Origin of the sequence: Microbacterium sp. DWRC1-3 (assembly GCF_049896645.1) — a bacterium.
Lineage (GTDB): Bacteria > Actinomycetota > Actinomycetes > Actinomycetales > Microbacteriaceae > Microbacterium > Microbacterium maritypicum.
In genome coordinates, this window is the sequence record NZ_JAFCUS010000001.1 from 2389602 (window position 1) to 2413100 (window position 23499).

Below are 23499 nucleotides of genomic sequence, written 5' to 3' on the forward strand. Positions count from 1 at the left end.
CGGTCAGCGCGGGTCGGTGGACCGTCGAGGGATCAGACGCATGGGCACGACCACGCTCTCGGGCTCGCGTGTGCGATCGGCGAGGCGCGTGACGGCGAGGCGGGCGGCGATCCGGCCGAGCTCGTCGACCTCGCCGGACACGACGCTGATGCCGAGCACTCGAGCCCATTCCGGATCGTCGAAGCCGATCACGGCAGGTGGTGCGTCACTCTCAGCGATCTCCTCCATGACGCCGAGCAGCACCCGGTTGTTGCCCGCGACGATCGCGGTGGGCGGGTTGTCGAGAGAGCGCAGCTCGCGCACGCTCGCGCGGGATGAGGCGACGTCGTGCGCGTCGGTTCGGAGGAACTCGCGCCACTGGACGTCGGAGTCGTCGAGGACATCGCCCATACCCGCGAGGCGCTGACGGTAGGTGGGGAGCCAGGCGTAGTCGCCGATGAACGCGATGCGCCGGTGGCCGCGCTCGATGAGGTGCCGTGCGACCAGCCGACCGCCTTCGCGATTGTCGAAGACGACGGAGTCGGCGGCGACGTTCTCAGCCGGACGGTCGACGAAGACGACCGGGATGCCGCGAGCCTGCAACTGCGCGTAGTCGCTGTGGTCGACCATCGACGACACGGTGATGACGGCCTTCGTCTGACGATCGGCGAGGTCGAGCGCCACGCGCTTCTCCTGCTCCGGGGATTCGCGCGAGTTCGCCACGGACAGGTGCATGCCCCGTGGTCGGATCTCGTCTTCGACGGCTTGTGCGAGTGCCGAGTAGAAAGGGTTCGTGAAGTCGCCGGTGATGAGACCGATAGAGTCGGCGAGGCGTCCACTGGCCAGGAGGCTGGCGGCGGCGTTGCGCTGGTAATCGAGATCTGCGGCCGCTGCGAGCACGCTGTTGAGGGTCTTCTCACTCACATACGACTCCCCGCCGAGCGCACGCGAAGCCGTCTTCAGACTCACCCCGGCACGGGCGGCGACCTGCGCGAGCGTGGGGCGAGGGGCAACGCCGTCGTCTTCTGGTCTCATCGTCTTCCTTGCCGCGCTTCGAGCGATCTGCTCATTATGACGCGTGCGGAGACAGGAGATGCACCTTCCCCACGCCGCGACCGCTGTGATAGGTTCCTCATCATATGACAGCGATGTCATACCGCCCCGCGCAGGCTCACCCGGCATCTGCGACAGGCGAACGACACACAGTGGTGGAGTTTGAGGAGCACATCATGACGGTTGCCCGTCCGAGAAGAGAACGACCCCTGAGCCGCGGCTGGATCGCTGCATGCGCAGCCCTGACGGTGACCCTCGCGATGCTGACGCCCATGCCGGCGGCAGCCGCCGCAGGAGGCGCTTTCTCATCGTCATTCGAGTCTGCCGATGCCGTCCCCGTGCTCACGGGAACAGGTCAGCCCGTCAATGTGACCGGCAGTCGGTTCGTGCCGGGCAGCATGCTGCCGAGCATCGCGCCGAACGGTGTGACCGCGTCGGCCGAGAATCCTCCCAACGAGCCCGCGACGTTCGCCGCCGACGCGAACGCGTCGACCAAGTGGCTCGCCTTTGCACGCACGGGCTGGATCCGGTACCAGCTCACGGCTGCGCAACCCCTGCTCCGTTACACGCTCACGTCGGGCGCTGATGCCTCCGAGCGCGACCCCAAGAACTTCCGGGTGCAGGGATCCGACAATGGCACCGACTGGACCACCGTCGACGAGCGCACGGACGAGATGTTCACCGGTCGCGGCCAGACCCGCACTTTCGACCTCGCCGCTCCGAGCGCCGCATATCAGTACTACCGGCTCGAGGTCCTCGAGACCCGCGTCGCCACGACGGGACTCGTTCAGCTCGCCGACTTCGAGCCCCTCACGGCGACCGACGGCGTTCCTGTCGCGCAGGATCTGCGCCTCGCCATCGGCAACGGCCCCACGGCATCCGACACCGCGAAGACCGGCGTCGGTTTCACCGGTACCAAGGCCGTGCAGTACTCCGGCCGCCATCTGGCCGACGGGCCCGCCTCGTCGACCAGCACCCTGTACAGCGACGTCGACATCGACGTGGCTGCGGACAGCGAGCTCTCCTACCTCGTGTTCCCTGTGCTCGACGGTGAGCAGACCTATGCTGCGACGTTCGTCGCTGTCGACCTCGCGTTCGACGACGGTACGACGCTCTCGGCGAGTGGTGCCGTCGACACCTATGGATACGGCACGGATGCGCGCCAGCAGGGACTCTCGAACGCGCTCTGGCCGAACCAGTGGAACAAGGTGACCGTCGACCTCGGCTCGTTCGAGGGGCGCACGATCGACGACATCCTGTTCACCTACGACCACCCGGGATCCGACGTGAAGGGCATCGAGGTGCCCACCGGAGCGACCTCCTTCACGGGCTGGCTCGACGACATCGAGATCGGTGTCGCCGCCGCACGGGACACCTCGGACGGCTTCGTCTCCTATGTGGACACCCGTCGGGGCACGAACTCGACCGGCGGCTTCTCGCGCGGGAACAACCTGCCTGCCACCGCCTGGCCCAACGGATTCAACTTCATCACACCGATGACCAACGCCGACAACGTCGGGACGATCTACCAGTACCAGCGCGCGAACAATGCGCAGAACAGGACCGGTCTCAACGGCATCGGCTTCTCCCACCAGCCCAGCATCTGGATGGGAGATCGCAACCAGATCGCCGTTCTTCCCGCCGCGAACGCCAATCCCACCTCGAATCTGAACGACCGCAGGCTCACGTTCTCGCACGAGAACGAGATCGCGCGCCCCGACATCTACGACGTCACGTTCGACAACGGCATCCGCACTGCGGTGACAGCCACCGATCATGGCGCGATCTATCGGTTCGAGTTCGCAGGTGATGCGAGCTCGATCCTGATCGACCAGCTCGTCGACTCGTCGAAGCTGACGATCTCGGGCGACACGGTCAGCGGCTGGGTCGACGGCGGATCCGGGTGGCCGGGGCGCACGCGTATGTTCGTCTACGGCACGTTCGACCGCGCCCCGTCCGCGGCGGGACCCACCACGGTGGGTAACCGCAACGCCACCGCGCGCTATGCGGCATTCGATACGACCAGCGACCGCACGGTCGAGCTGCGGCTGTCGTCGTCGTTCATCTCGCAGGAACAGGCCGAGAAGAACCACGGCTTCGAGGTCGAAGGCGTCTCCTTCGATGAGGCGCATGCCGCCGTCAAGGATGCGTGGAACGAGCGACTCTCCGTCGTGCATGACGTCAAGGGGGCCAGCGACACCCAGCTCGTCACCCTCTACTCGAGTCTCTACCGACTGAATCTGTACCCGAACTCGCAGTTCGAGAACACGGGTACCGAGACAGACCCCGTCTTCAAGTACGCGAGCCCTGTGTCGGCGACGACCGGGCAGGCCAGCGACACCCAGACCAACGCCAAGATCGTCGACGGCAAGGTCTATGTGAACAACGGCTTCTGGGATACCTATCGAACCGCGTGGCCGCTGTACTCGTTGCTCTACCCCGAGGTGACAGAGGAGCTCGTCGACGGCTTCGTGCAGCAGTATCGCGACGGCGGCTGGGTCGCCCGATGGTCCTCCCCCGGCTATGCGGATCTCATGACCGGCACGAGCTCCGACGTCGCCTTCGCGGAAGCGTATCTCGCCGGCGCCCTCAGCACCGATACGGCACTCGAGGCGTACGACGCCGCGGTCAAGAACGCCACGGTGCTCCCGGCATCCAACGCCGTCGGCCGCAAGGGCCTCGGCCAGTCGATCTTCCTCGGGTACACCGAGGAGACGACGCACGAGAGCGCATCGTGGGGTCTCGAGGGCTACATCAACGACTTCGGGATCTCGGAGATGGCGAAGGCCCTCTCCGAGGACCCGAACACCCCGGCCGATCGCGTGGCGCAGCTCGAGGAGGAAGCCACGTACTTCGAGGCGCGCGCCGAGCACTACGTCGAGATGTACAACCCCGAGGCGGGCACGTTCACCTCCCGCAATGCCGACGGCACCTGGACCTCGGGCGCCGACTTCGACAAGAAGGCCTGGGGCGGTGCCTTCACGGAGGCGAGCGCCTGGACCTTCGGGTTCCATGCTCCGCACGACGTGGACGGCCTGGCCGCCCTCTACGGCGGGCGCCAGGGACTCGTCGACGTGATGCACGACTTCCTCACCACGCGAGAGAAGGCCGACTACTCCGGCATCCACGAGGCGAGGGAAGCGCGCGACGTGCGACTCGGGATGCTCGGCATGTCGAACCAGATCGCACATCACATCCCCTACGTGCTCGCCGAAGCCGGTGACCCGTCGGGGGCGCAGGAGCTGATCCGCGACATCCAGGACCGTCTCTTCGTGGGTTCCGACATCGGCCAGGGGTATCCGGGCGACGAGGACAACGGCGAGTTCTCGGCCTGGTACGTGTTCTCGGCGCTGGGCTTCTACCCGCTCGAGGTCGGCTCCGGCGACTACACCATCGGCTCACCGCTCTTCGACAGTGCGACGCTCTCGATCGGTGACAAGGAACTGGTGATCAACGCTCCCGGAGCATCCGCGGGCGACAAGTACGTCGCAGGCGCCAGCATCAATGGCACGGCGATCACCGAGACGACGTTCGACGGCGACCTGGTGCGCGACGGCGGCACGCTCGACTTCACCATGAGCGCGACGCCTTCGACCTGGGGCGCCAAGGACCTCGACGAGAAGCTCGACGTGCCCACCACGCTGGTGGATGCGACGAAGGTCGGCCGCGGAGTTCTGGCGGCGACTGACGGCACCCCCGTCGGTGCTCTGGCCGACGACAGCATGAACTCGAAGGTCTCGTTCTCGGGCGACACCGCCGAGCTCGTCTGGACCTCGCAGTCCGGACCCGTCTCCATCGGTCAGTACACGCTCACCAGCGCGGCGAAGACGAATGCCCCGTCCAGCTGGAAGCTGGAGGGTTCGCTCGACGGCAGCACGTGGACCGAGCTGGACAGTCGCTCCGGTGAGTCGTTCACGTGGGACTCGCAGACGCGCCCCTTCACGGCCGCGAACCAGGATGGCTACACGAGCGTGAGAGTGACGTTGAAGACGGATGCGGCGACGCTGGCACTGTCGGAGATCGAGCTCTTCGCCTCCGCCTCGGCGGCAGACGGATTGTCGATCGCGCCCGGTGCGCCGCAGCGTGTGGCGGTCGACCGCGAGTTCTCCGGCCCGCTCGCGACCGTGGTCGGGACGGAGACCGAGGCCTCCGGCTACACCGTCACCGTCGACTACGGTGATGGCGCTCCGGTGGATGAGGTGAAGCTGATGCGCGACGACCTCGGCGGATGGAAGGTGAGTGCGCCGCACACCTTCACGGTGCCGGGCACTTACTCGGCCGCCGTCACGGTGCGGGACTCGGCAGGTGCGGTGGCTCAGACCACCGCGACGGTCACCGTGTTCCGAGACGAGACGCTGAACGGCGCCTTCAACAACGTCTGCATCGGCGACCTCGGTGTCACGGCTGCGAACTGCGATTCACAGGGCCACGGCTACTTCCGCGACAAGATCAACGCCGACGGGTTCGTGCAGGGTCAGACCCTCACGGTCCCCGGGACGACGCTGACCTACGACCTCCCGGCGATCCCGGCGGGGGCTCCCGACAACATCACAGGTGAAGGACAGACGGTCAAGGTGTCGTTCGGTAGCGGCGCGAAGCAGATCGCGTTCATCGGAACGGCCACCGAGAGCAATCGCGACTCCATCGCGACGCTGCACTTCACCGACGGCTCGACGCAACAGGTGACGATCAGCCTCGGCGACTGGGTCGGTGCATCAGGGAATCCGTACAAGAGCAATACCGTGCTCGCCGTCTCGGAGGGACGCCTCTCGGGAACCGGTGCTGAGGGGTCGGTCAAGAACACCGCCATCTATGCCACGGCTCCGATCGATCTCGCGGTGGACGAGGACGGTGTCGCCAAGGTCGTCGAGTCGCTCACGATGCCGAAGGAGGCCGGCTCGCTCAACGATGGACGCGTGCACATCTTCGCGATCGCCTCCGATGGCGAGCGTGCGGCCATGGAGCCGTTGAGCGTCACGGCTGGCGCTGTGGGAGAGCAGATCGCGGGCGAGGAGTTCGAGGCGTCCCTCGCCGTCATCGCGGGCGGACAGGGTGAGACCTCGGCGGTCGTGAACTGGGGAGACGGCTCACCCGTCGCGCCGGTGTCGATCGTGGACGGCGCCGTCACCGGCACCCACACCTACTCCGTCGCCGGCGCCTATGCGGTGACGGTGACGGCGGACGACGGGGTGCGGTCGGCTGGGGCGCAACTCGAGATCGCGGTCGTCGATCCCGAGCCCGAGTACACACCCGAGATCCAGGTGACTCCCACGGCGACGCCGGGCGACACCGTGACGATCACCGGAACGGGCTTCGCGCCGAAGGAGAACGTCTCTATCCGCATCGACGATGAGACTCCGGTACAGACATCGGCCGACGAGAGCGGTCGTCTCGATGCCGACCTGATGGTGCCGGTCGATGCGATCGATGGTTCCCACCCGGTGATCGCGCTCGGCGAGGTCTCTCAGGTCGAGGCTCGTGCCTCTGTTCTGGTCGCTGCCGATCCGCAGGCCCCGCGCAAGACCTCGGTGGCGCTCGCGGCCGGGGCCGACGATCCGGTTGCCGGCGAGTCGATCCCCCTGGTGGCGACGGTGAAGCCTGCGGGTGCCGCCGGCAAGGTCGACTTCTTCGAGGGGGACGATGTCGTGGGCTCGGCCGAGGTCACCGGCGGTACGGCCACTGCCGATGTCACCATTGCGACCTCGGGCGTGCACACCTACGTGGCGCGCTTCATCCCGTCCGACGAGACGGCCTACCGTGGCTCGGAGTCGTCACCGCTCACGATCGACGCGCGCGACACCCCGGTGCTGCAGGCGGAGCTCGTGATCGGAGCGAGCACGGTGGCGCAAGGCGGCACCGTGCAGGTGACGGGGCGGGGATTCGGCTCCGGAGAGACCATCTCGCTCACGCTCCACTCCGAGCCCCTCCACCTGGCTGAGGTCGTCGCCGACGCGAACGGTGCGTTCCGCGTGGAGGTGACGATCCCGGCAAAGGCGGAGGTCGGTGACCACACGCTGATCGCCGTGGGAGCACGCACAGGACTGACAGCACAAGGAGACCTCACTGTCACGGCCGCGACTGGCGCAGGTGGCGGTCTCGCCGGCACCGGTGGTGCGGTTCCGGCCGCGGTGATCGCGATCCTGTTCCTGCTCGTGGTGACCGGGGGTGTGCTCGTGACCCGTCGGCGCCGCATGGAGTCCTGACCCCTTGCGAGAAGAGGCCGCCCTCCCCGTGATCGGGGAGGGCGGCCTCTCAGGCTGATCGAGCGAGGCTCAGATCACCGAGGTGAGCTCGTGCGGCGCGATGTTCAACCGCTCTCCCCCGTCGGCTGTGACCACGACGATGTCCTCGATGCGGGCACCCCATTCGCCGGCGAAGTAGATGCCGGGCTCGATGCTGAACGCCATGCCCTCGCGCAGCACCAGATCGTTGCCCGGGGCGATGTAGGGCTCCTCATGCACCGAGACGCCGATGCCGTGCCCCGTGCGGTGCAGGAAGGCCTCACCCAGTCCCGCCTCGGCGAGCACGCTTCGCGCTGCGCCATCGACCTCGGCTGCGGTGATTCCTGGACGCACGGCATCCACGGCCGCCTGCTGCGCCCGCACGAGAACCGCGATGCGCTCAGCCGCTACGGGGTCGGGGGCGCCGACGGCGTAGATCCTGGTGCTGTCGGAGTTGTAGCCGCTCGGCACCGCGCCGCCGATGTCGACCACGACCACATCGCCGTTCTCGATCACCCGGTCCGAGACCTCATGATGCGGGTCGGCGCCGTTCGGACCCGACCCGACGATCACGAACTCGACCGTGCGGTGGCCCTCGGCGACGATGGCTTCGGCGATGTCGGCGGCCACCTGGCGCTCGGTGCGTCCTGCCCGCAGCCACTCGTGCACGCGGCGGTGCACCGCGTCGATGGCGTCGCCTGCTCGACGCAGTTCCGTGATCTCCTCGGCGTCCTTGATCATCCGCCCCTCCCGCAGCGCCGGAGTCGCGAGCTCGAGGCGCACGCCCAGTCGTTCGCCGATCGGGATGACGTGCAGGGCGGGAAGGGCATCGGAGACACCCACCCGCGATGCGGTGCCCACGGCTGCGGTGACCAGTGCATACGGGTCTTCACCATCGACCCAGTCGGCGATGGCGAGTCCGAGCTCGCCCACCGCGGTGGTGCGCACCTTCGCCAGCTCCATCCTCGGCACCACGACCGTCGGGGTGACGCCGGGTCCGAGCACCAGAGCTGTGAGTCGCTCGATCGTGTCGCCCTCGACGCCGACCAGATACTGCAGATCGGGGCCCGGTCCCACGATGATGGCGTCGAGCCCGGCCTCGGCGGCGAGGGAGGCGGCACGGGCGAGGCGGGCGGCGTAGACGGCGGCGGGGAAGGGCAGTGTGCTCACGCGCTCCACGCTACTGCGCGTCAGCTGATCGCGACACGGATGCGCTCGGCCAGGAAAGCGAGGTCTGCCTCCGTGAGATCGGTCACCGCATACGCGGTAGGCCAGACGGTGCCGTCGTCGAGGTTCGAGATCGGCTCGAAGCCGAAGGTGCCGTAGCGCACCTTGAACTTGCTCGCCGGCTGGAAGAAGCAGAGCACCTTCCCGTCGCGACCCCACGCCGGCATCCCGTAGTACGTGCGAGGGACGAGCTCGGGGGCGACCTCGGAGACGAGAGCGTGCAGCTTGTTCGACAGAGCCTGGTCTTCGGGAGTGAGCTTCTCGATGGCCTCCTTGAGGTCGGCCTCCCCCGCTGCCCGCAGCTCTTCCGGTGACTTCTTCGCCCGGGAACGCCGTGTGCGGGCCTCCTTCGCGGCAGCCTGCATAGCCTCGCGTTCCTCGGCGCTGAAGTTCTTCTCGTTCTCGGCCATGATCGGTCCTCTCGATGTGCTGCCGGTGTGGTGCTCACACTACGGAGGAAGGACACGGATGCGCTTCTCGATTCCTGATCGATCCCTCGCCGCGCCGCACCCGAGTGCCAGACTGACGCCATGACGACAGTCTTCACCGGCCGCATCCGCCCGTTCGCGCCGAGCACAGACATCGAAGTCGAAGCCATGGCGGTCGACGACGCCACGATCGTGGCCGTGGGTTCGGCGGAGGAGATTCGCCGCACCTACCCCGACGCCGAGATGGTCGCACTCGACGGATGGGTCATGCCGGGGCTGATCGAGCCGCACGGGCATCCCGGGTTCGCCGCGATCCTTCTGTCCGATCTGGTCATCGACCTCCGCCCCGTGGTCGTGCCCCAGGCCGAGGATGTCCTCGCAGCTCTGCGCACGGCGGTCGCGGAGGCCGACGGGGAACCTGTCTTCGCGAACGGATGGGACTCGCTGCTGCAGCGCGGACTCCCCGACCCCGACATCCGCTTCCTCGACGACCTCGCCGGCCGTGTTCCTCTCGTCGTGATCCACAACTCCGGGCACTCGGTCTACTTCAACACCGCCGCCGCGCTCGCTGCGGGCATCGACCGCACCACACCCGATCCGGTCGGCGCCTCGTTCGGTCGTGATGCCGAGGGGGAGCTCACCGGCGTCGCGCTCGAGGCGGCTGCGGTCGAGATGGTCGTCGCCCCGATGCTCGCCACGGCGCAGGAGCATCTCCCCCGCATCCTTCCTGCGCACCTGCGCGATCTGGCCGCGCGCGGCATCACCACCGTGTCCGACCTGTCGTGGAATCGAGGACTCGATCCGCTCATCGACGCCCTGCGCGCGAAGGGTGCGATGCCGGTGCGCCTGCGGTGGTACGAGATGTCCCGTCCGGGTGGGATGCCCTCCTCACGAGGCGGCGGCGATGCGTTCTTCCGCCAGACGGGCGTGAAGACGTGGTCGGACGGCTCTCCGTGGGTCGGCAACATCGCCACGTCCTTCCCCTATCTCGACACCCCGGCGACCCGTGCGCTCGGACTCGAGCCCCACCACATCGGGCGGGCGAACTACACCTCGGACGAGCTCTCGGCCATCGCCGAGCCCTATGCCGCCGCGGGCTGGCAGCTGGCCTGTCACGCGCACGGGGACCGCGCGATCGATGCGACCCTCGACGTCTACGCGCAGATCATCGCGCGGCACGGACTCACCGATCATCGGTTCCGGCTGGAGCACTGCGGCGCCATGACGCCAGCGCAGTTCGAGCGCGCGGCGTCTCTGGGAGTCACGGTCAGCCTGTTCGTCGACCACATCACGTACTGGGGCGAGGTGCTCGTCGATGACCTCTTCGGTCCGGAACACGGGGGCGCATGGGCGGATGCCGGCGCCGCGTTCGCGGCCGGCCACCGCGTGACGTTCCACAACGACGGGTGGGTCACCCCCGACGAGCCCTTCCGCAACATGGCAGTCGCCGAGACCCGCACCACCCGCAACGGATATCGCATGCCCGGCGGCACACCGGTCACCAGGGATCAGGCGCTCCTCGCGCACACGGTGAACGCGGCCTGGCAGCTCTTCAGCGAGCACGAGGTGGGTGCCCTCGCCCCCGGCCTCTTCGCGGACTTCATCGTGGTGGATCGCGACCCGGTCACGGTGTCCTCCGAAGAGCTCGCCGCGACGCAGGTGAAGTCCACGTACGTGGCCGGTGTGCGAGTGGTCTGACGCGCTGTCATCGCCCATCGTCGTCGACGGATAGTGTGTGATCCATGGACCTGCGTGTCGCGGCGTACGCGGTCGTCACCGATGACGACGGGCGGTTGCTGCTCGCGCGCTGGACCGAGGGCCGCCGCGTGGCGTGGACGATGCCGGGCGGCGGGCTGGAGGCCGGTGAGTCGCCGGAGGACGCGGTGCGTCGCGAGCTTCGCGAGGAGACCGGCTACACGGTCAAGGTCGGCGAACTGCTCGGCATCCATTCCCGGGTGATCCCCGCCGGTCGTCGCGTGCAGAAGGCCGCGGATCCGCTGCATACCCTGCGCATCGTGTACCGCGCCGAGGTGACGGGTGGCAAGCTCCGGTTCGAGACCGGCGGTTCGACCGACATGGCCGAGTGGTTCCCCCTGAAGACGGTCGCGGAGCTGCAGCGCGTCAAACTGGTCGACATCGCGCTGAGGATGGCCGGCATCCTCTGACCGGCCCTGTCGACGTGCTGCGCTCGTGCCGCGAACGCGGCGATGAGGATCAGCGCTCTTCGGGCACCGAGATGTCGGCGACGATGGCGCCGTACGCGGCGATCAGGTCGTCCGCCTCGACGAACAGGCTGTACCCATGGGCACCCGCGCCCATGGCGATCCGCTCACCGACGATCGACTCGTCGGCGTAGATCGGCCAATCCGTGGTGCTGCCGATCGGGACGATGGTTCCCCGTTCGTAGCCGGTCGCCGCGAGCGCCAACTCGGGCTCGGGCAGGCGCAGCTTGTTCACACCGACCAGAGCACGCAGCTTGGGCCAGGAGATCGATCGACCACCCGGCACGAGCGCGAACAGGAACGTGTCATCCGACCGCTTCACGACGAGGGTCTTCACGATGCCCGACGCCGGGATGCCGAGCAGTTCTGCTGCCTCGAAGAGGCTGCCGGCGGCGGGTCGTTCGCGGATCTCGATCTCGAGTCCCCGGGCCCCGGCCGCCTCCCTCACCCGGGCATGCTGATCGCCTCCGTCACCAGAGGCGACGGAGGCGGGGTCAGACGGCTTCACGCGTCGGGTGCGGCGAGCGGGTCGTCCGCGACCCAGAGCTCATCGTCCGCGCGCAGCGTCTGCCATGCGGCGTAGAGCACACCGACCGCCGCGGCAGCACCGAGGATGATCGCGATGATGGAGCCCAGGCCGGGGCCCGACTTCTGCGGCGCGGTCGCCTTGCGCACCTTCACGGCGACGCCGTGGCGCTTGGCGTTGGCGACGTCCCACGCGGTGAGAGCAGTTCCGACCACTCCGCCCACGATCGGCACGAACTTGTCGTCGACGACGTGCTTGCCGATCTTCACGCCGCGGTCGACGACCGGGGCGACACGGCGGTTGTACGTGTCCTGGATGACCGGCACGACCTGCTCACGATTGAGGTTGCCGAGCTGACGGCCGGCCTCACGGGCGACATCGGCGGCGTGACCGACGAGCACCTGCTGGTTCTCCCAGAGCTGGTTCGCGTCGTTCTGAAGACGACGCAGTTCCTTCTTCCGCTTGCGGCTGAGGCTCACGATGCTCTCCTGTCCATTGGAGTACGGGTTCCCCATCTTGCCACGAGAGGCTGGAAGCCGGGCGGGAATCGCCCGCCCCTTGCTTCTTCGACCGAACAGGGGTAGTCACCACGGCCAACTCACCGGAAGCTCTGCGAGAATGTTGACATGGCTCACGCTTCTCATGTCGCAACCCTGCACACCAACCACGGTGACATCGTCATCAACCTCTTCGGTGACCACGCCCCGAAGACGGTCAAGAACTTCGTCGGCCTGGCCGACGGCACCCAGGAGTGGACCGATCCCGCCACCGGCAAGCCCGGCGAGGGACCTCTCTACAAGGACGTCATCTTCCACCGCATCATCCCGAACTTCATGATCCAGGGCGGCGACCCGCTCGGACAGGGCGTCGGCGGCCCCGGCTACAACTTCGACGACGAGATCAACATGGAGCTCAAGTTCAACGAGCCCTACATCCTCGCGATGGCCAACGCGGGCCTGCGTCGCAACGCCATCACGGGCAAGCCCGAGGGCACCAACGGGTCGCAGTTCTTCATCACGACCGACCCGACCCCGTGGCTGCAGGGCAAGCACACGATCTTCGGCGAGGTCGCCGATGACGCCTCCAAGGCCGTCGTCGACGCGATCGGCGCTGTGCAGACCGGTGCGGGCGACCGCCCCGTCGAGCCGGTCGTGCTGCAGTCGATCGACATCGTCGCGGCCTGACGACAGCTGCGGCCGATCCGGATGACCACGCCTGAGTTCACGAGCAATCGAGACAACTTCTGCTACCGGCATCCGGATCGGCAGAGCTTCGTGCTCTGCCAGCGGTGCATGCGCACCATCTGCCCCGAGTGCCAGACACAGGCGCCCGTGGGCGTCATCTGCCCGGAGTGCATGAGCGCCGATCGCAAGAACCGCACTCCCGCGCAGAAGAAGGCGGCACGACGCTGGCGCGGCGGCGGCGCCACCATGGCGATGACCCGCGGCGGCAAGCCGGTCGTGACCTACGCGCTGCTCGCGGTCACCTCGTTCATCGGCCTGCTGCAGCTGATCCCCGGTATCGGCGAACAGATCACCGGTCAGCTGCTCTTCGCGTCGCCGTATCTGTATCCGAACCTCTCGCCTCTGCCCTTCGAGCCGTGGCGACTGCTGACCGCCGTCTTCGCCCACGGCGGCTTCATCCACCTCGCCCTCAACATGCTCGCGTTGTGGATGCTCGGGCAGAGCCTCGAGCCCATGCTCGGCAGGGTCCGATTCCTCGCCCTCTACCTCATCAGCGGGCTCGGCGGCTCGGTCATGGTCGCGGTGCTCGCGCCGCTGACCTCGACCGTCGGCGCCTCCGGCGCGATCTTCGGCCTGATGGCCGCCCTCCTCATCGTCGGGCGGCACCTCGGCGCCAACGTCACGGGACTTCTCGTGATCCTCGGCATCAACTTCGTCTACGGCCTGGTCTTCGGCGGTGGACGGATCTCCTGGCAGGCGCATCTCGGCGGCGTGCTCATCGGCGCCCTGGTGGCTTTCATCTACGTCAAGACGAAGCGCCGAGAACAGCGCACCCTGCAGATCGTGCTGCTGTCCGCGGTGGTCGTCCTGTTGATCGTCGTCGTGGCGTTCGTGCCGCCGCTCATCCTTTTGTCCTGATCCCGAGTTGTTAACAGGGTTGTTAACCCCTGTGAATAACACCGGTGTAATTCTCCCCAGGCTGTGGATGGACCTGTGGATAACTTTCGCTCCAGATATGAGAAAGGCCCTCTCGCATCGCGAGAGGGCCTTTCTGGAAGAAGGGGGAGGGTCAGCGCCAGCGGGTGGTCATGAGGAAGCCGATCAGCGCGATGCCGAGGCCGATGGCCAGGTTCCAGTTCGACAGACCCGGGATCGGGTACTGCATGCCCGAGATGTAGAAGACCAGGATCCACACGAGGCCCAGCAGCATGAAGCCGATCATCACCGGCTTGAACCACACGGCGTTGGGAGCGGCCTCGCCTTCGGCGCGCTCGACGGCGGGTTCTTCAGTCTTGCGGTCACGTGCCATTCCGTCATTGTACCCATCAGAGCTGTCCTCCGCCGAGGCACATATGCCCGCACAGACGGGGAGGCCTCGGCGTCCGCCCAGCGTTCCCGGATATGATCACCGCATGACTGCATCCGTCGTGCCTGGGGGGCGACGTCCGCGGCGGCAGCGACCACGCTCTCGCGCGACGTTCGCGAGTATACTCGGCGAGCTCCTCCTCACCGCCGGCGTGGTGGTCCTCCTCTTCGTGGCCTGGCAGATGTGGATCGGCGACATCATCATCAGCGCCCAGAAGAACGATGAGGGGGCCGCTGTCTCGCAGGCCCTCGCACAGGCCGAGGCACCAGAGCTCCCGCCCGTCGTCGAGGGTGAAGACGGTGTCACCACATACGTCCCGCCGGTGCCCGCAGCTCCGGCCGATGCCCAGTGGTTCGGACAGATGCACATCCCGCGATTCGGCGCGGACTACAACTTCGGGATCTTCGGGGGCACGAGCCGCGCACGCACCCTGGATCAGCAGGGCATCGGCGTCTACACGAACTCGAAGATGCCCGGCGAGGTCGGCAACTTCTCTCTCGCCGGACACCGCACCACCTGGGGCAAGCCGTTCAACCAGCTCGACAAGCTGCAGCTCGGCGACGCCATCGTCGTGGAGACGCCCGACGGCTGGTACACCTACCGCTTCCGCACCCTCGAATACGTGAAGCCCACGCAGACGGACGTGCTCGCTGATGTGCCGCAGATGCCGGAGCAGCAGACCGGAGAGCAGTACATCACCCTCACCGCCTGCTCCCCGCTCTACTCCCTCGCCGAGCGCATCGTCGCCTACGGGGTCTTCGAGAGCTTCCAGCCGCGCGCTGAGGGCCCGCCGACCGCTCTGACCGACCCGCCGCCCCCGCCGGCCGCACCATCGGTGTGATCGTGGACGTCGACAAGGGAGAAGACTGATGTACGCCGCAATCTGGCGCCTGCTGCCCGGTCCGTGGTGGCTGCGTGTGCTCATCCTCGTGGTCGTCATCGCCGCCGTGCTCTACGGACTGTTCTGGTACGTCTTCCCCTGGGTGAGCCCGATCATCGCTCCGGGCGAGGTCGACGTCGAATGACGCGAGTGCTCGTGGTCGACAACCACGACAGCTTCGTGCACACCCTGGTTGGATACCTGAGCGAGCTCGGCGCCGAGACCGTGATGATCGAGTCCGACGCCACCGACGCCGCACAGCTCGAGCACATGCTCCCCGCATACGACGCGGTGATGCTCTCACCCGGGCCGGGCACCCCGGCCGACGCCGGCGCCTCGCTCGACGCGGTGCGCATCGCCACGCGGCTGCGCATACCGACCCTCGGTGTGTGCCTCGGGCATCAGACGATCGGTGAGGCCTTCGGGGCACCGGTGATCGCCGCGCCGGAGCTCATGCACGGCATGGTGTCGGCGGTCACGCACGACAGTTCCCCGCTGTTCGACGGCATCCCCTCTCCGTTCGACGCGGGTCGCTATCACTCGCTGGCGCTCGCGGCGTCCGACCTGCCCTCCGATGTCATCGTGACCGCCTGGACCGAGAACGGCACGGTGATGGCACTGGCGCATCGTTACCTGCCGCTGTGGGGTGTGCAGTTCCATCCGGAGAGCGTGCTCACCGAGGGAGGCTACCGGCTTCTGGCGAACTGGCTGGAGCTGTGCGGGGACGAGAATGCCGTGGCGCGCGCAGAGGACCTGCACCCGCTGTCGAGGTGACGGCGGGGTCGGCTCCCCGACCTGCGACCGCTATCCGGTGCAGAAGAAGATCTGCACCGACGAGCCGACGGGAACGTCACCCGGAGCCACCGACATCGAGTGGACGGTCGCCGGCTGTGTGGCCGGGCACTCCGCCGTCTCGGCCGGCACGGCGACCAGACCGAGATCGCCGAGGTTGGTCGTGGCGGCATCGACGGTCCAGCCGACGAGGTCGGTCAGCGTCACCTTGCCGCTGGCCACGACCAGGTTGATGACGGTTCCCGGATCCAGTTCGGTCTCGGCCTTCTCACTGGCGGAGATGACGGTGTTCGCCGCCAGGGCCTTGTCGTTGCGTTGGATGACCGTGCCGAGCTCGAGCCCCGCCGCCTTCAGCGCGTTCGTGGCGTCGCCGAGCGCCATGCCCTCGATCTTGGGCATGACCACGGTCTCTTCGCCCGCGGAGACGTACAACGTGACCGTGGATCCCTCCTCCACCGAGACGCCCGCTTCGGGGTCGGTGCGGATCACGTTGCCTTCGGAGACCTCGGAGCTCGTCTCGATCACGATCTTCGACGAGAGGTCGAGCCCTGCGAGGTCGTCCTGCGCGCGTTCCGAGGAGACGTTGACGAGGTTCGGGATGATCCGTGAGCTGCTCGACACCTCAGGGGGCCGCATGCTGATCGTGACGACCCAGAACAGCACGGAGGCCAGCAGCACGGCGAGCAGAGCCACGCCCGCCCAGATCCACGCGACCGGCGGACCGGACTGGGTTCTGGTCATGGTCGTGTCGGTGCTGAGCTGACGCAGCGACCGCGCGGTCTCCTGCGCCTGCCGCGGGCTCGCGCCGTAGAGCTCGCTGGTCAGCGCTCCGAGTTCCTTGCGGGTCGGAGCGTTTCCCGTCATGGCGGAATCCAAGGCCGCGCGGAAGTGCGCGGCATCCGGGTATCGCTGGTACGGGTCCTTCGCGAGCGCGCGGAGCACGATCGGGTCGAGGGTGCGGGGAGCTTCCTCGTTCACCTCGGTCGGAGGAACGGGGGTCTCGCTGACGTGCTGGTAGGCGACGGCCACCGGTGACTCGCCCCGGAAGGGCTGGCGGCCCGTCAGTAACTCGTACAGGACGACACCGGTGGAGTAGAGGTCGGCTCGAGCGTCGACGGGCTCGCCCTTCGCCTGCTCCGGCGAGAAGTAGGCGGCGGTCCCGATGATCTGGGTGGTCTCCGCCACGGTCGACGACGAGTCGGAGACGGCTCGGGCGATCCCGAAGTCCATCACCTTGACCTGACCCTTGTCGGTCACCATCACGTTGCCCGGCTTGATGTCGCGGTGCACGACACCGGCGCGATGCGAGTAGTCGAGCGCCTCGAGGATGCCGTCGACGTAACGCACCGCGTCGGCCACCGGCACGGGGCCGGCGGAGATGATGTCCTTGAGCAGGGTGCCCTTGACGAGCTCCATGACGATGTACGGCGGCTCGTCGGAGCCGATCTCACTCGTCGACGGGTCGCCGGCGTCGAAGACGCGGACGATCGACGGATGCGACATACGCGAGGCCGCCTGCGCCTCGAGCCGGAATCGGTTGCGGAAGGCGGTGTCACGCGCCAGTTCGGGGTCGAGGACTTTGATCGCGACCTCGCGCCCGAGCGTCAGGTCGTACCCGCGGTACACCTTCGCCATTCCGCCATGCCCGATGAGCTCGTCGACGCGGTACCGGCCCGCGATGACTCGTGGCTCTGTGGACACGGATGACCCCCCTGGAAACTACTCTTGCTGAAACTGAACTACAGGTTACCCGTCGGTGCCGGTGTCCCCATCGCCGGGATTCGCTGCCGCGGTGATCGTGACCGAGAGCGGCGGAGAGGCGGCCGAGGTGCGCTGGTCGCCACCGGAGCACATGCCCTGGTAGGTGACGATGAGCTGCTGGCCCTCGGCGTCGGCGATCTTCACCTGCGTGTTGCGCTGGGTCGGCTGGAAGTTCGGTCCGCCCGAAACGAACGAGCCGTTCTGCACCGAGACGACGTAGCCGGAGAGGGTCGTGCCGCTGGGGCAGGTGAAGCCGGTACCCCAGGAGATCGTCACCGTGGAGCCGGCGACGGGGTCACCGGTGATGGTCGGGGCATCGCTCGGCGTCGGCAGACCGGCGCGAGCGGCGTAGACCGTCAGGGTGATCGGCTGGGTGGTCTCGACGTTGCCGGAAGGCGCGACGCGGTACACCGTGCCGACCTCGGCATCGGTGGGCGCCGGGTCGCCGTCGACGCAGGTGATCTCGCTGTTGAAGCCGGCTTCGGTCAGCGTGGCGGTGGCCGCCCCGCAGTCCTTGCCGTTCAGGTTCAGCGCGGTCACATCGACGCGGGTCACCTCGGGTGTCGGAGTCGGCGTCGGCGTCGGGGTGCGGGATGCCGACGCGCTGGGCGAGGCCGAGGGCTTGTCGTCGCCGTTGCCCTGGTTCGCCAGCATCGCCCACACCGTTCCGCCGAGCACGATGACCAGCAACGCGATCAGGGCGATCAGCGGCCAGGTCCACGGGCTGCGCTTCTTCTTCTTCTCCTCTTCCGCAGCGTCCTCGGTGGGCAGCTGAGCGGTGGTGGGGAGGATGCGCGTGGTGCCGTCGTCGCCAGAAGCGTTCAGAAGCCTGGTCGCGTCGTCGCCGCCGGCGATGCCGCCGGTCGCGATGGCGGGAACGGCGATGGCCGCCGAGTTCAGATCTCCGCGACGCAGGGCCTGGGCCGCGCGTGCCACCGTCGCCGATGACGACGGACGGTCACTGGGCTTCTTGGCGATCATGGCCATGACCAGGTTCTGCACCGGGATCGGAACGGTGGGAGGCAGGGGCGGCGGCTGCTCGTTGATCTGCGCCATCGCGATCGCCACCTGCGACTCGCCGGTGAACGGACGCTTGCCTGCCAGGCACTCGTACGCGACGATGCCCAGCGAGTAGGTGTCGGTCGCGGGCGATGCCGGGTGTCCTGATGCCTGTTCGGGCGAGAGGTACTGCACGGTGCCCATGACCTGACCGGTCGCGGTGAGCGGCACCTGGTCGGCGATGCGGGCGATACCGAAGTCGGTGATCTTGACGCGGCCGTCGGGCGTGATCAGCAGGTTGCCCGGCTTGATGTCGCGGTGCACGAGGCCGGCGGCGTGAGCCGCCTGCAGAGCGGAAGCCGTCTGGGCCACGATGTCGAGCGTCTTGTCGGCGCTCAGCGCGCCGTCGCGCTCGAGCACGGTCGAGAGCGCCTCGCCGGGCACCAGCTCCATCACGAGGTAGGCGCTGCCGTTCTCCTCGCCGTAGTCGAACACGCTGGCGATGCCCTCATGGTTGACGAGAGCGGCGTGACGGGCCTCGGCCCGGAAACGCTCGAGGAACCCGGGGTCCCCCATGTACTCGTCCTTGAGGATCTTGATGGCGACGGTACGTCCGATGACGTGATCCGTCGCTTCCCACACCTCGCCCATGCCACCGATCGCGATACGCGACTGCAGCTCGTAACGACCACCGAACGACACACCCTGCGTCGGCCTCATCTGCCCAGCACCGCCTCTATGACCTTCTTCGCAATCGGAGCGGCGATGGTGTCGCCGCTACCTGATTGTCCCTGTCCGCCGCCGTCTTCGACGACGACCGCTACTGCGACCGCGGGGTCGTTCGCCGGCGCGAAGCCGGTGAACCACAACGTATGCGGCCTGTTTCCGTTCTCTGCGGTGCCCGTCTTACCGGCCACGTCGATCCCGTCTATTCTTGCACCCTGGGCCGCGCCCGTAGCGACGCTCGCGACCATGGCCGCGGTCACGTTGTTCGCCACGTCGGCCTCCATCGCCCGTCCGAACTCGCTGTCCTGGAACGCCTTGATGACGGAGAGGTCGTTCCCGATCACGGCGTCGACCATGCGCGGGTTCATCACGACGCCGTCGTTCGCGAGTCCGGCAGAGACCATGGCCATCTGCAACGGGGTCGCGGTGACCTTGCCCTGGCCGAATCCGGTCAGCGCGGTCTGGGCGTCATCGAGGGCGCGCGGGTAGCTCGAGGCCGTCGAGGTCAACGGCGTGTCGAACGTCTGGTTGAACCCGAGCTTGTCCGCCATCTCGCGGATGGTGTCGTCGCCGAGCTCCACGGCGAGCTCGGCCATCGGGATGTTGCAGCTGAGCCTGATCGCCTCGGCGATGGTGACCGTCTCGCCGGGGCCGCAGGTGCCGCCCCAGGCGTTGGAGACGCGGTTCGTCGAGCCGGGCAGGGTGTAGGAGATCGGGTTCGGCAGCGTCGAGTCGGGAGTCCAGTTGCCTGTCGCGTAGGCAGCGGCCGCGACGACGACCTTGAACGTCGAACCGGGAGGGTTCAGATCGCCCGCGATCGCCCGGTTGGACAGCGGCTTGTTCGCATCGGCGACCAGCTGGTCGTACGTCGCGTTCGCCGCATCCGCGTCGTGCGTCGCCATCAGATTGGCGTCGAAACCCGGGGTCGAGACCATCGCCAGGATGCGTCCCGTCTTCGGGTCCATCGCGACGACCGCGCCCTTGAGCCCGTCGAGGGCCTCGTAGGCAGCCCGCTGCGCCGCGGTGTTCAGGGAGAGTTCCACGCTGTAGCCGCGCTGCGGCTGGCCGGAGAGGATGCGCTCGACCTCGCCGAGGAACGCGTTCGAGCCGGTGCCGGAGAGCTCGGCGTTCATGGCCCTCTCGATGCCGGTGCTCGAGCCCAGAGCCGGGTTGAAGTACCCGGTCACCGGCTCCCACATCGGGGCATCGGTGTAGACGCGCTGGAACTGGTACCGGTCGTCGCTGGGCACCGAGCTGGCGATCGCGACACCGTCGACGATGATCGACCCGCGCTGGATCTCGTAGCTGTCGAGCCGGGTGCGCTTGTTGTTGCTGTTCTGGGCCAGCGCGTCCGCCTCGACGACCTGGATCCAGCTGGTCGCGGCGAAGAGGGCGATGAACATGAACAGCATGATGATGCTGAGACGGCGGAGTTCCTTGGTCATGTCAGCCGATCACCACCCGGGGCTGACGGCGCACCCCGTCGGAGATGCGCAGCAGCAGCGCCACGATGAGCCAGTTGGCCACGAGGGAGGAGCCGCCCGCCGCGAGGAACGGTGTGGTCAGACCGGTCAGCGGGATGAGGCGCGTGACACCGCCGACCATGATGAACACCTGCAGCGCGATCGTGAACGAGAGCCCGGTGGCCAGCAGCTTGCCGAAGTCGTCCTGTCCCGCGAGGCCGATGCGCATGCCGCGGCTGACGAACACCATGTACAGGCAGAGGATCGCGAACAGTCCGATCAGTCCGAGCTCTTCGCCGAGGCTGGTGATGATGTAGTCGCTGTGCGCCAGAGGCGTGACCTCCGGGCGGCCCTGGCCCCAGCCGGTGCCCATGAGTCCACCGCGTGCAAGCCCGAAGAGCCCCTGCATGGGCTGGTACCCGGCGCCGTCGGGGTCGACCTGATCGGCATCGAACAGGAACAGCCAGTTGATGAAGCGGCCCTGCACATAGCTGAGGATCTGCGTCGCGAGGGCGACACCGGCGACCACGAGGGCGAGGCCGATGAGCACCCAGCTGGTCTTGCCCGTCGCGACGTAGAGCATCGCGACGAACATGCCGAAGATCAGCGTTCCCGTGCCGAGGTCGCGCTGGAACACGATGATCCCCAGCGAGATGAGCCAGACGACGAGCACGGGGCCGAGCTCGCGCATGCGGGGCCAGGTGATGCCCATCACGCGCTTGCCGACGGAGGTCAGGCTCTCGCGGGTGCGCACCAGATAGCCGGCGAAGAAGATGGCCAGGCAGATCTTTGCGAGCTCACCCGGCTGGAAGGCGAACGCACCGCCGAGCGACACCCAGACCGCCGCGTTCGCGTCCGGGATGCGCAGGCCGGGCACGAACGGCAGCAGCAGGAGCAGGATTCCGGCGAGGCCGAAGATGTAGGTGTACCGGAACAGGATGCGGTAGTTGCGCAGCAGGATGACCACCGCGATCGCACCCGCGAGCGAGATCGCGGTCCACGCGAGCTGCTTGGTCGAGTAGGCGTTCCAGCCGGTGTTCTTGAAGGCGATGTCGATCCGATAGATCATCGCGATGCCGAGGCCGGTGAGCAGGGTCGCGATGGGCACGACGAACGGGTCGGCGTCGGACGCGACGAAGCGCAGCACGATGTGCAGGGCGAAGGCGAGAGCGGCGAGGCCGCCACCGATCGCCAGGATCATCGGGTCGATCACGCCGAGTGCGCCCAGCTGCACGAGCGTCAGGGCGGCGCCGCTGATCGCGCACGCGAACAGCAGTAGCCAGAACTCGCGGTTGCGCTGGTTCTGCGGCATCCGGATGCGTTTGAGGGCCTTGATGACACTGGTGTCGGCCGCGACGTCGGTGCTCATCCCTCACCGCCTTCGGGGGTGTCGACAGGTGTCGGCATGGGCGTGGGCAGCGGGGTCTCGATCGTGTTCGCGTCGGCACCCGCTTTGAGCCGGTCCACGATCGCCATCGCGTCGGAGAGTGAGCGCGCGGTGATGGTGCGCTCGACCGATGCCCGCTGGTACGGCGGCAGGTTCGCGAGGAGGATGTCGGTGTCCTGGATCGGGGTCGACAGCGTGATCGGTCCGATGTTCTGCTGCACGCCCTGGAAGATCACCACGCTGTCCTCGTCGGCGCCGATGAAGTAGCGCGTCTGGGTCCAGCTGTACGCGGCGAAGGCGGTCACTCCCAGCATCGCGATCACCACGAGAGCACCGGCGATCCAACCGAGTCGACGGCGCTTGGCACGACGACGATCCTCTTCGATGAGCTCCTCGAGGTACTCGGGGGCCGGCTCGAAGTGGCTCGGCTCGTTCGCGGCCTGGCGCACCGGGTGCAGCCAGTTGCCGCGGGGAGGGCGCACCGGGGGTACGTACACGCCGTCGGGGTTCGAGGCCGAGCCCACGATCGTGGGCGTGCCCGAGTGGATCGGGTGCTGACCGCCGACGTCGACCAGGACGATCGTGACGTTGTCGGGCGCTCCGCCGTCGAGCGCCTGCTTGAGGAGGTTGTCGGCGGTGCGTCCCGGAGCGAGGCCGAGCTGCATGGCCTTGAGGATGTGGGGTTCATCGACCACGCCGGAGAGTCCGTCGGAGCAGAGCAGCCAGCGGTCGCCGGGTTGCGTGTGCATGACGAACATGTCGAGCTCGGGGTCGGAGTCCATGTCGCTGAGCACGCGCATGAGCACGGAGCGGCGGGGGTGGTAGCGCGCCTCTTCCGGGGTGATGCGGCCCGAGTCGACCAGGCGCTGCACGAAGGTGTGGTCGGCGGTGATCTGCGTCAGGGCGTCGTCGCGGTAGAGGTAGATGCGCGAGTCGCCGATGTGGCCGATGACCGCGTACTCGTCGACCATGATGATCGCGCTGACGGTGGTTCCGAGACCGGCGAGCTCCGGTCGATCCTTCGCGGCACGAATGAGGTCGCCCGCTGCCGTGGTGGCCGCGGCCTGCAGTGAGGCTTGCGCGTCTTCCGTCGACGCATACGGCTGGTCGAGGGGCTCCAGACGCTGGATCGCGATGCTCGAGGCGACGTCACCACCGGCGTGGCCGCCCATGCCGTCGGCGACGACGAAGAGGTTCGCTCCGGAGTAACCGGAATCCTGGTTGTTGGAGCGGACCTTCCCGGTGTGGGAGATCGCGACGCTCGAGCCTTCGAAGACCATGCCGG

Annotated in this window: 19 protein-coding genes; 8 read left to right on the plus strand and 11 right to left on the minus strand. The window is 67.7% G+C overall.

The genetic code is table 11. From position 1 onward, the window contains the following. Positions 1–3 precede the first annotated feature (3 nt). On the minus strand, positions 4–1014 hold the full coding sequence (locus tag ACP699_RS11605; protein WP_055875465.1) for a LacI family DNA-binding transcriptional regulator: 1011 nt from the start codon (positions 1012–1014) through the stop codon (positions 4–6). Between the two features lie 194 nt (positions 1015–1208). On the opposite strand from ACP699_RS11605, the gene ACP699_RS11610 reads away from it, so the two are divergent. Further along, entirely contained in the window at positions 1209–7235 is a 6027-nt protein-coding gene (locus tag ACP699_RS11610; protein ID WP_426171231.1) for a GH92 family glycosyl hydrolase, read from the plus strand. A gap of 69 nt (positions 7236–7304) precedes the next feature. On the opposite strand, the gene ACP699_RS11615 is transcribed toward ACP699_RS11610, so the two are convergent. Together ACP699_RS11615 and ACP699_RS11620 are read right to left on the minus strand one after the other, a co-directional pair. Continuing rightward, positions 7305–8423: a M24 family metallopeptidase gene (locus ACP699_RS11615; RefSeq protein WP_426171233.1), complete on the minus strand. Its 1119-nt coding sequence runs from the start codon at positions 8421–8423 to the stop codon at positions 7305–7307. Between the two features lie 20 nt (positions 8424–8443). Then, on the minus strand, positions 8444–8890 hold the full coding sequence (locus ACP699_RS11620) for a DUF1801 domain-containing protein (protein ID WP_055871574.1): 447 nt from the start codon (positions 8888–8890) through the stop codon (positions 8444–8446). 120 nt (positions 8891–9010) lie between these two features. On the opposite strand from ACP699_RS11620, the gene ACP699_RS11625 reads away from it, so the two are divergent. Together ACP699_RS11625 and ACP699_RS11630 are read left to right on the plus strand one after the other, a co-directional pair. Next, positions 9011–10606, plus strand: coding sequence for an amidohydrolase (locus ACP699_RS11625; protein WP_426171235.1), 1596 nt, complete (start codon positions 9011–9013; stop codon positions 10604–10606). Between the two features lie 44 nt (positions 10607–10650). Then, positions 10651–11073 (plus strand): NUDIX hydrolase, encoded by a 423-nt coding sequence (locus ACP699_RS11630; RefSeq protein ID WP_055871579.1) that lies wholly within the window; start codon positions 10651–10653, stop codon positions 11071–11073. 49 nt (positions 11074–11122) lie between these two features. On the opposite strand, the gene ACP699_RS11635 is transcribed toward ACP699_RS11630, so the two are convergent. After that, positions 11123–11578 (minus strand): aminoacyl-tRNA deacylase, encoded by a 456-nt coding sequence (locus ACP699_RS11635; protein WP_426171238.1) that lies wholly within the window; start codon positions 11576–11578, stop codon positions 11123–11125. Between the two features lie 56 nt (positions 11579–11634). Then, positions 11635–12135, minus strand: a complete 501-nt coding sequence (locus tag ACP699_RS11640; protein WP_055871970.1) for a hypothetical protein — start codon at positions 12133–12135, stop codon at positions 11635–11637. Between the two features lie 147 nt (positions 12136–12282). On the opposite strand from ACP699_RS11640, the gene ACP699_RS11645 reads away from it, so the two are divergent. Both ACP699_RS11645 and ACP699_RS11650 read left to right on the plus strand, forming a co-directional pair. Beyond that, complete coding sequence (locus ACP699_RS11645) at positions 12283–12840, plus strand: peptidylprolyl isomerase (RefSeq protein WP_426171240.1); 558 nt, start codon at positions 12283–12285, stop codon at positions 12838–12840. A gap of 21 nt (positions 12841–12861) precedes the next feature. Next, positions 12862–13758: a rhomboid family intramembrane serine protease gene (locus ACP699_RS11650; protein WP_426171242.1), complete on the plus strand. Its 897-nt coding sequence runs from the start codon at positions 12862–12864 to the stop codon at positions 13756–13758. Between the two features lie 151 nt (positions 13759–13909). Here ACP699_RS11650 and ACP699_RS11655 read toward each other — a convergent pair whose 3' ends face one another. Next, on the minus strand, positions 13910–14149 hold the full coding sequence (locus tag ACP699_RS11655) for a cell division protein CrgA (protein WP_017829940.1): 240 nt from the start codon (positions 14147–14149) through the stop codon (positions 13910–13912). A gap of 103 nt (positions 14150–14252) precedes the next feature. Between ACP699_RS11655 and ACP699_RS11660 the strand changes: the two genes are divergently transcribed. From ACP699_RS11660 to ACP699_RS11670, 3 genes are read left to right on the plus strand one after another with little or no spacing between them, the layout of a single operon-like run. Continuing rightward, positions 14253–15047: a class E sortase gene (locus ACP699_RS11660; protein ID WP_426171244.1), complete on the plus strand. Its 795-nt coding sequence runs from the start codon at positions 14253–14255 to the stop codon at positions 15045–15047. 28 nt (positions 15048–15075) lie between these two features. Continuing rightward, positions 15076–15231, plus strand: coding sequence for a hypothetical protein (locus ACP699_RS11665; protein WP_017829942.1), 156 nt, complete (start codon positions 15076–15078; stop codon positions 15229–15231). Beyond that, a complete protein-coding gene (locus ACP699_RS11670) occupies positions 15228–15860 on the plus strand; it encodes an anthranilate synthase component II (protein ID WP_426171247.1) in 633 nt (210 codons plus the stop codon). Before ACP699_RS11665 ends, ACP699_RS11670 begins: the two co-directional genes overlap by 4 nt. A 30-nt stretch (positions 15861–15890) precedes the next feature. On the opposite strand, the gene pknB is transcribed toward ACP699_RS11670, so the two are convergent. The 5 genes from pknB to ACP699_RS11695 are packed head-to-tail and all read right to left on the minus strand — an operon-like array spanning position 15891 to position 23494. Next, positions 15891–17579: a Stk1 family PASTA domain-containing Ser/Thr kinase gene (gene pknB / locus ACP699_RS11675; RefSeq protein ID WP_426171249.1), complete on the minus strand. Its 1689-nt coding sequence runs from the start codon at positions 17577–17579 to the stop codon at positions 15891–15893. A gap of 45 nt (positions 17580–17624) precedes the next feature. Continuing rightward, positions 17625–19358 carry a protein kinase domain-containing protein gene (locus ACP699_RS11680; RefSeq protein ID WP_235563315.1) on the minus strand — a complete coding sequence of 578 codons (1734 nt, stop codon included), beginning with the start codon at positions 19356–19358 and terminating at the stop codon, positions 17625–17627. After that, positions 19355–20809: a peptidoglycan D,D-transpeptidase FtsI family protein gene (locus ACP699_RS11685; RefSeq protein ID WP_055871591.1), complete on the minus strand. Its 1455-nt coding sequence runs from the start codon at positions 20807–20809 to the stop codon at positions 19355–19357. The genes ACP699_RS11680 and ACP699_RS11685 overlap by 4 nt, the downstream gene beginning before the upstream one ends. A gap of 1 nt (position 20810) precedes the next feature. Beyond that, entirely contained in the window at positions 20811–22196 is a 1386-nt protein-coding gene (locus ACP699_RS11690; protein WP_017829947.1) for an FtsW/RodA/SpoVE family cell cycle protein, read from the minus strand. Continuing rightward, positions 22193–23494, minus strand: coding sequence for a PP2C family protein-serine/threonine phosphatase (locus tag ACP699_RS11695; protein ID WP_017829948.1), 1302 nt, complete (start codon positions 23492–23494; stop codon positions 22193–22195). The genes ACP699_RS11690 and ACP699_RS11695 overlap by 4 nt, the downstream gene beginning before the upstream one ends. Positions 23495–23499 lie beyond the last annotated feature (5 nt).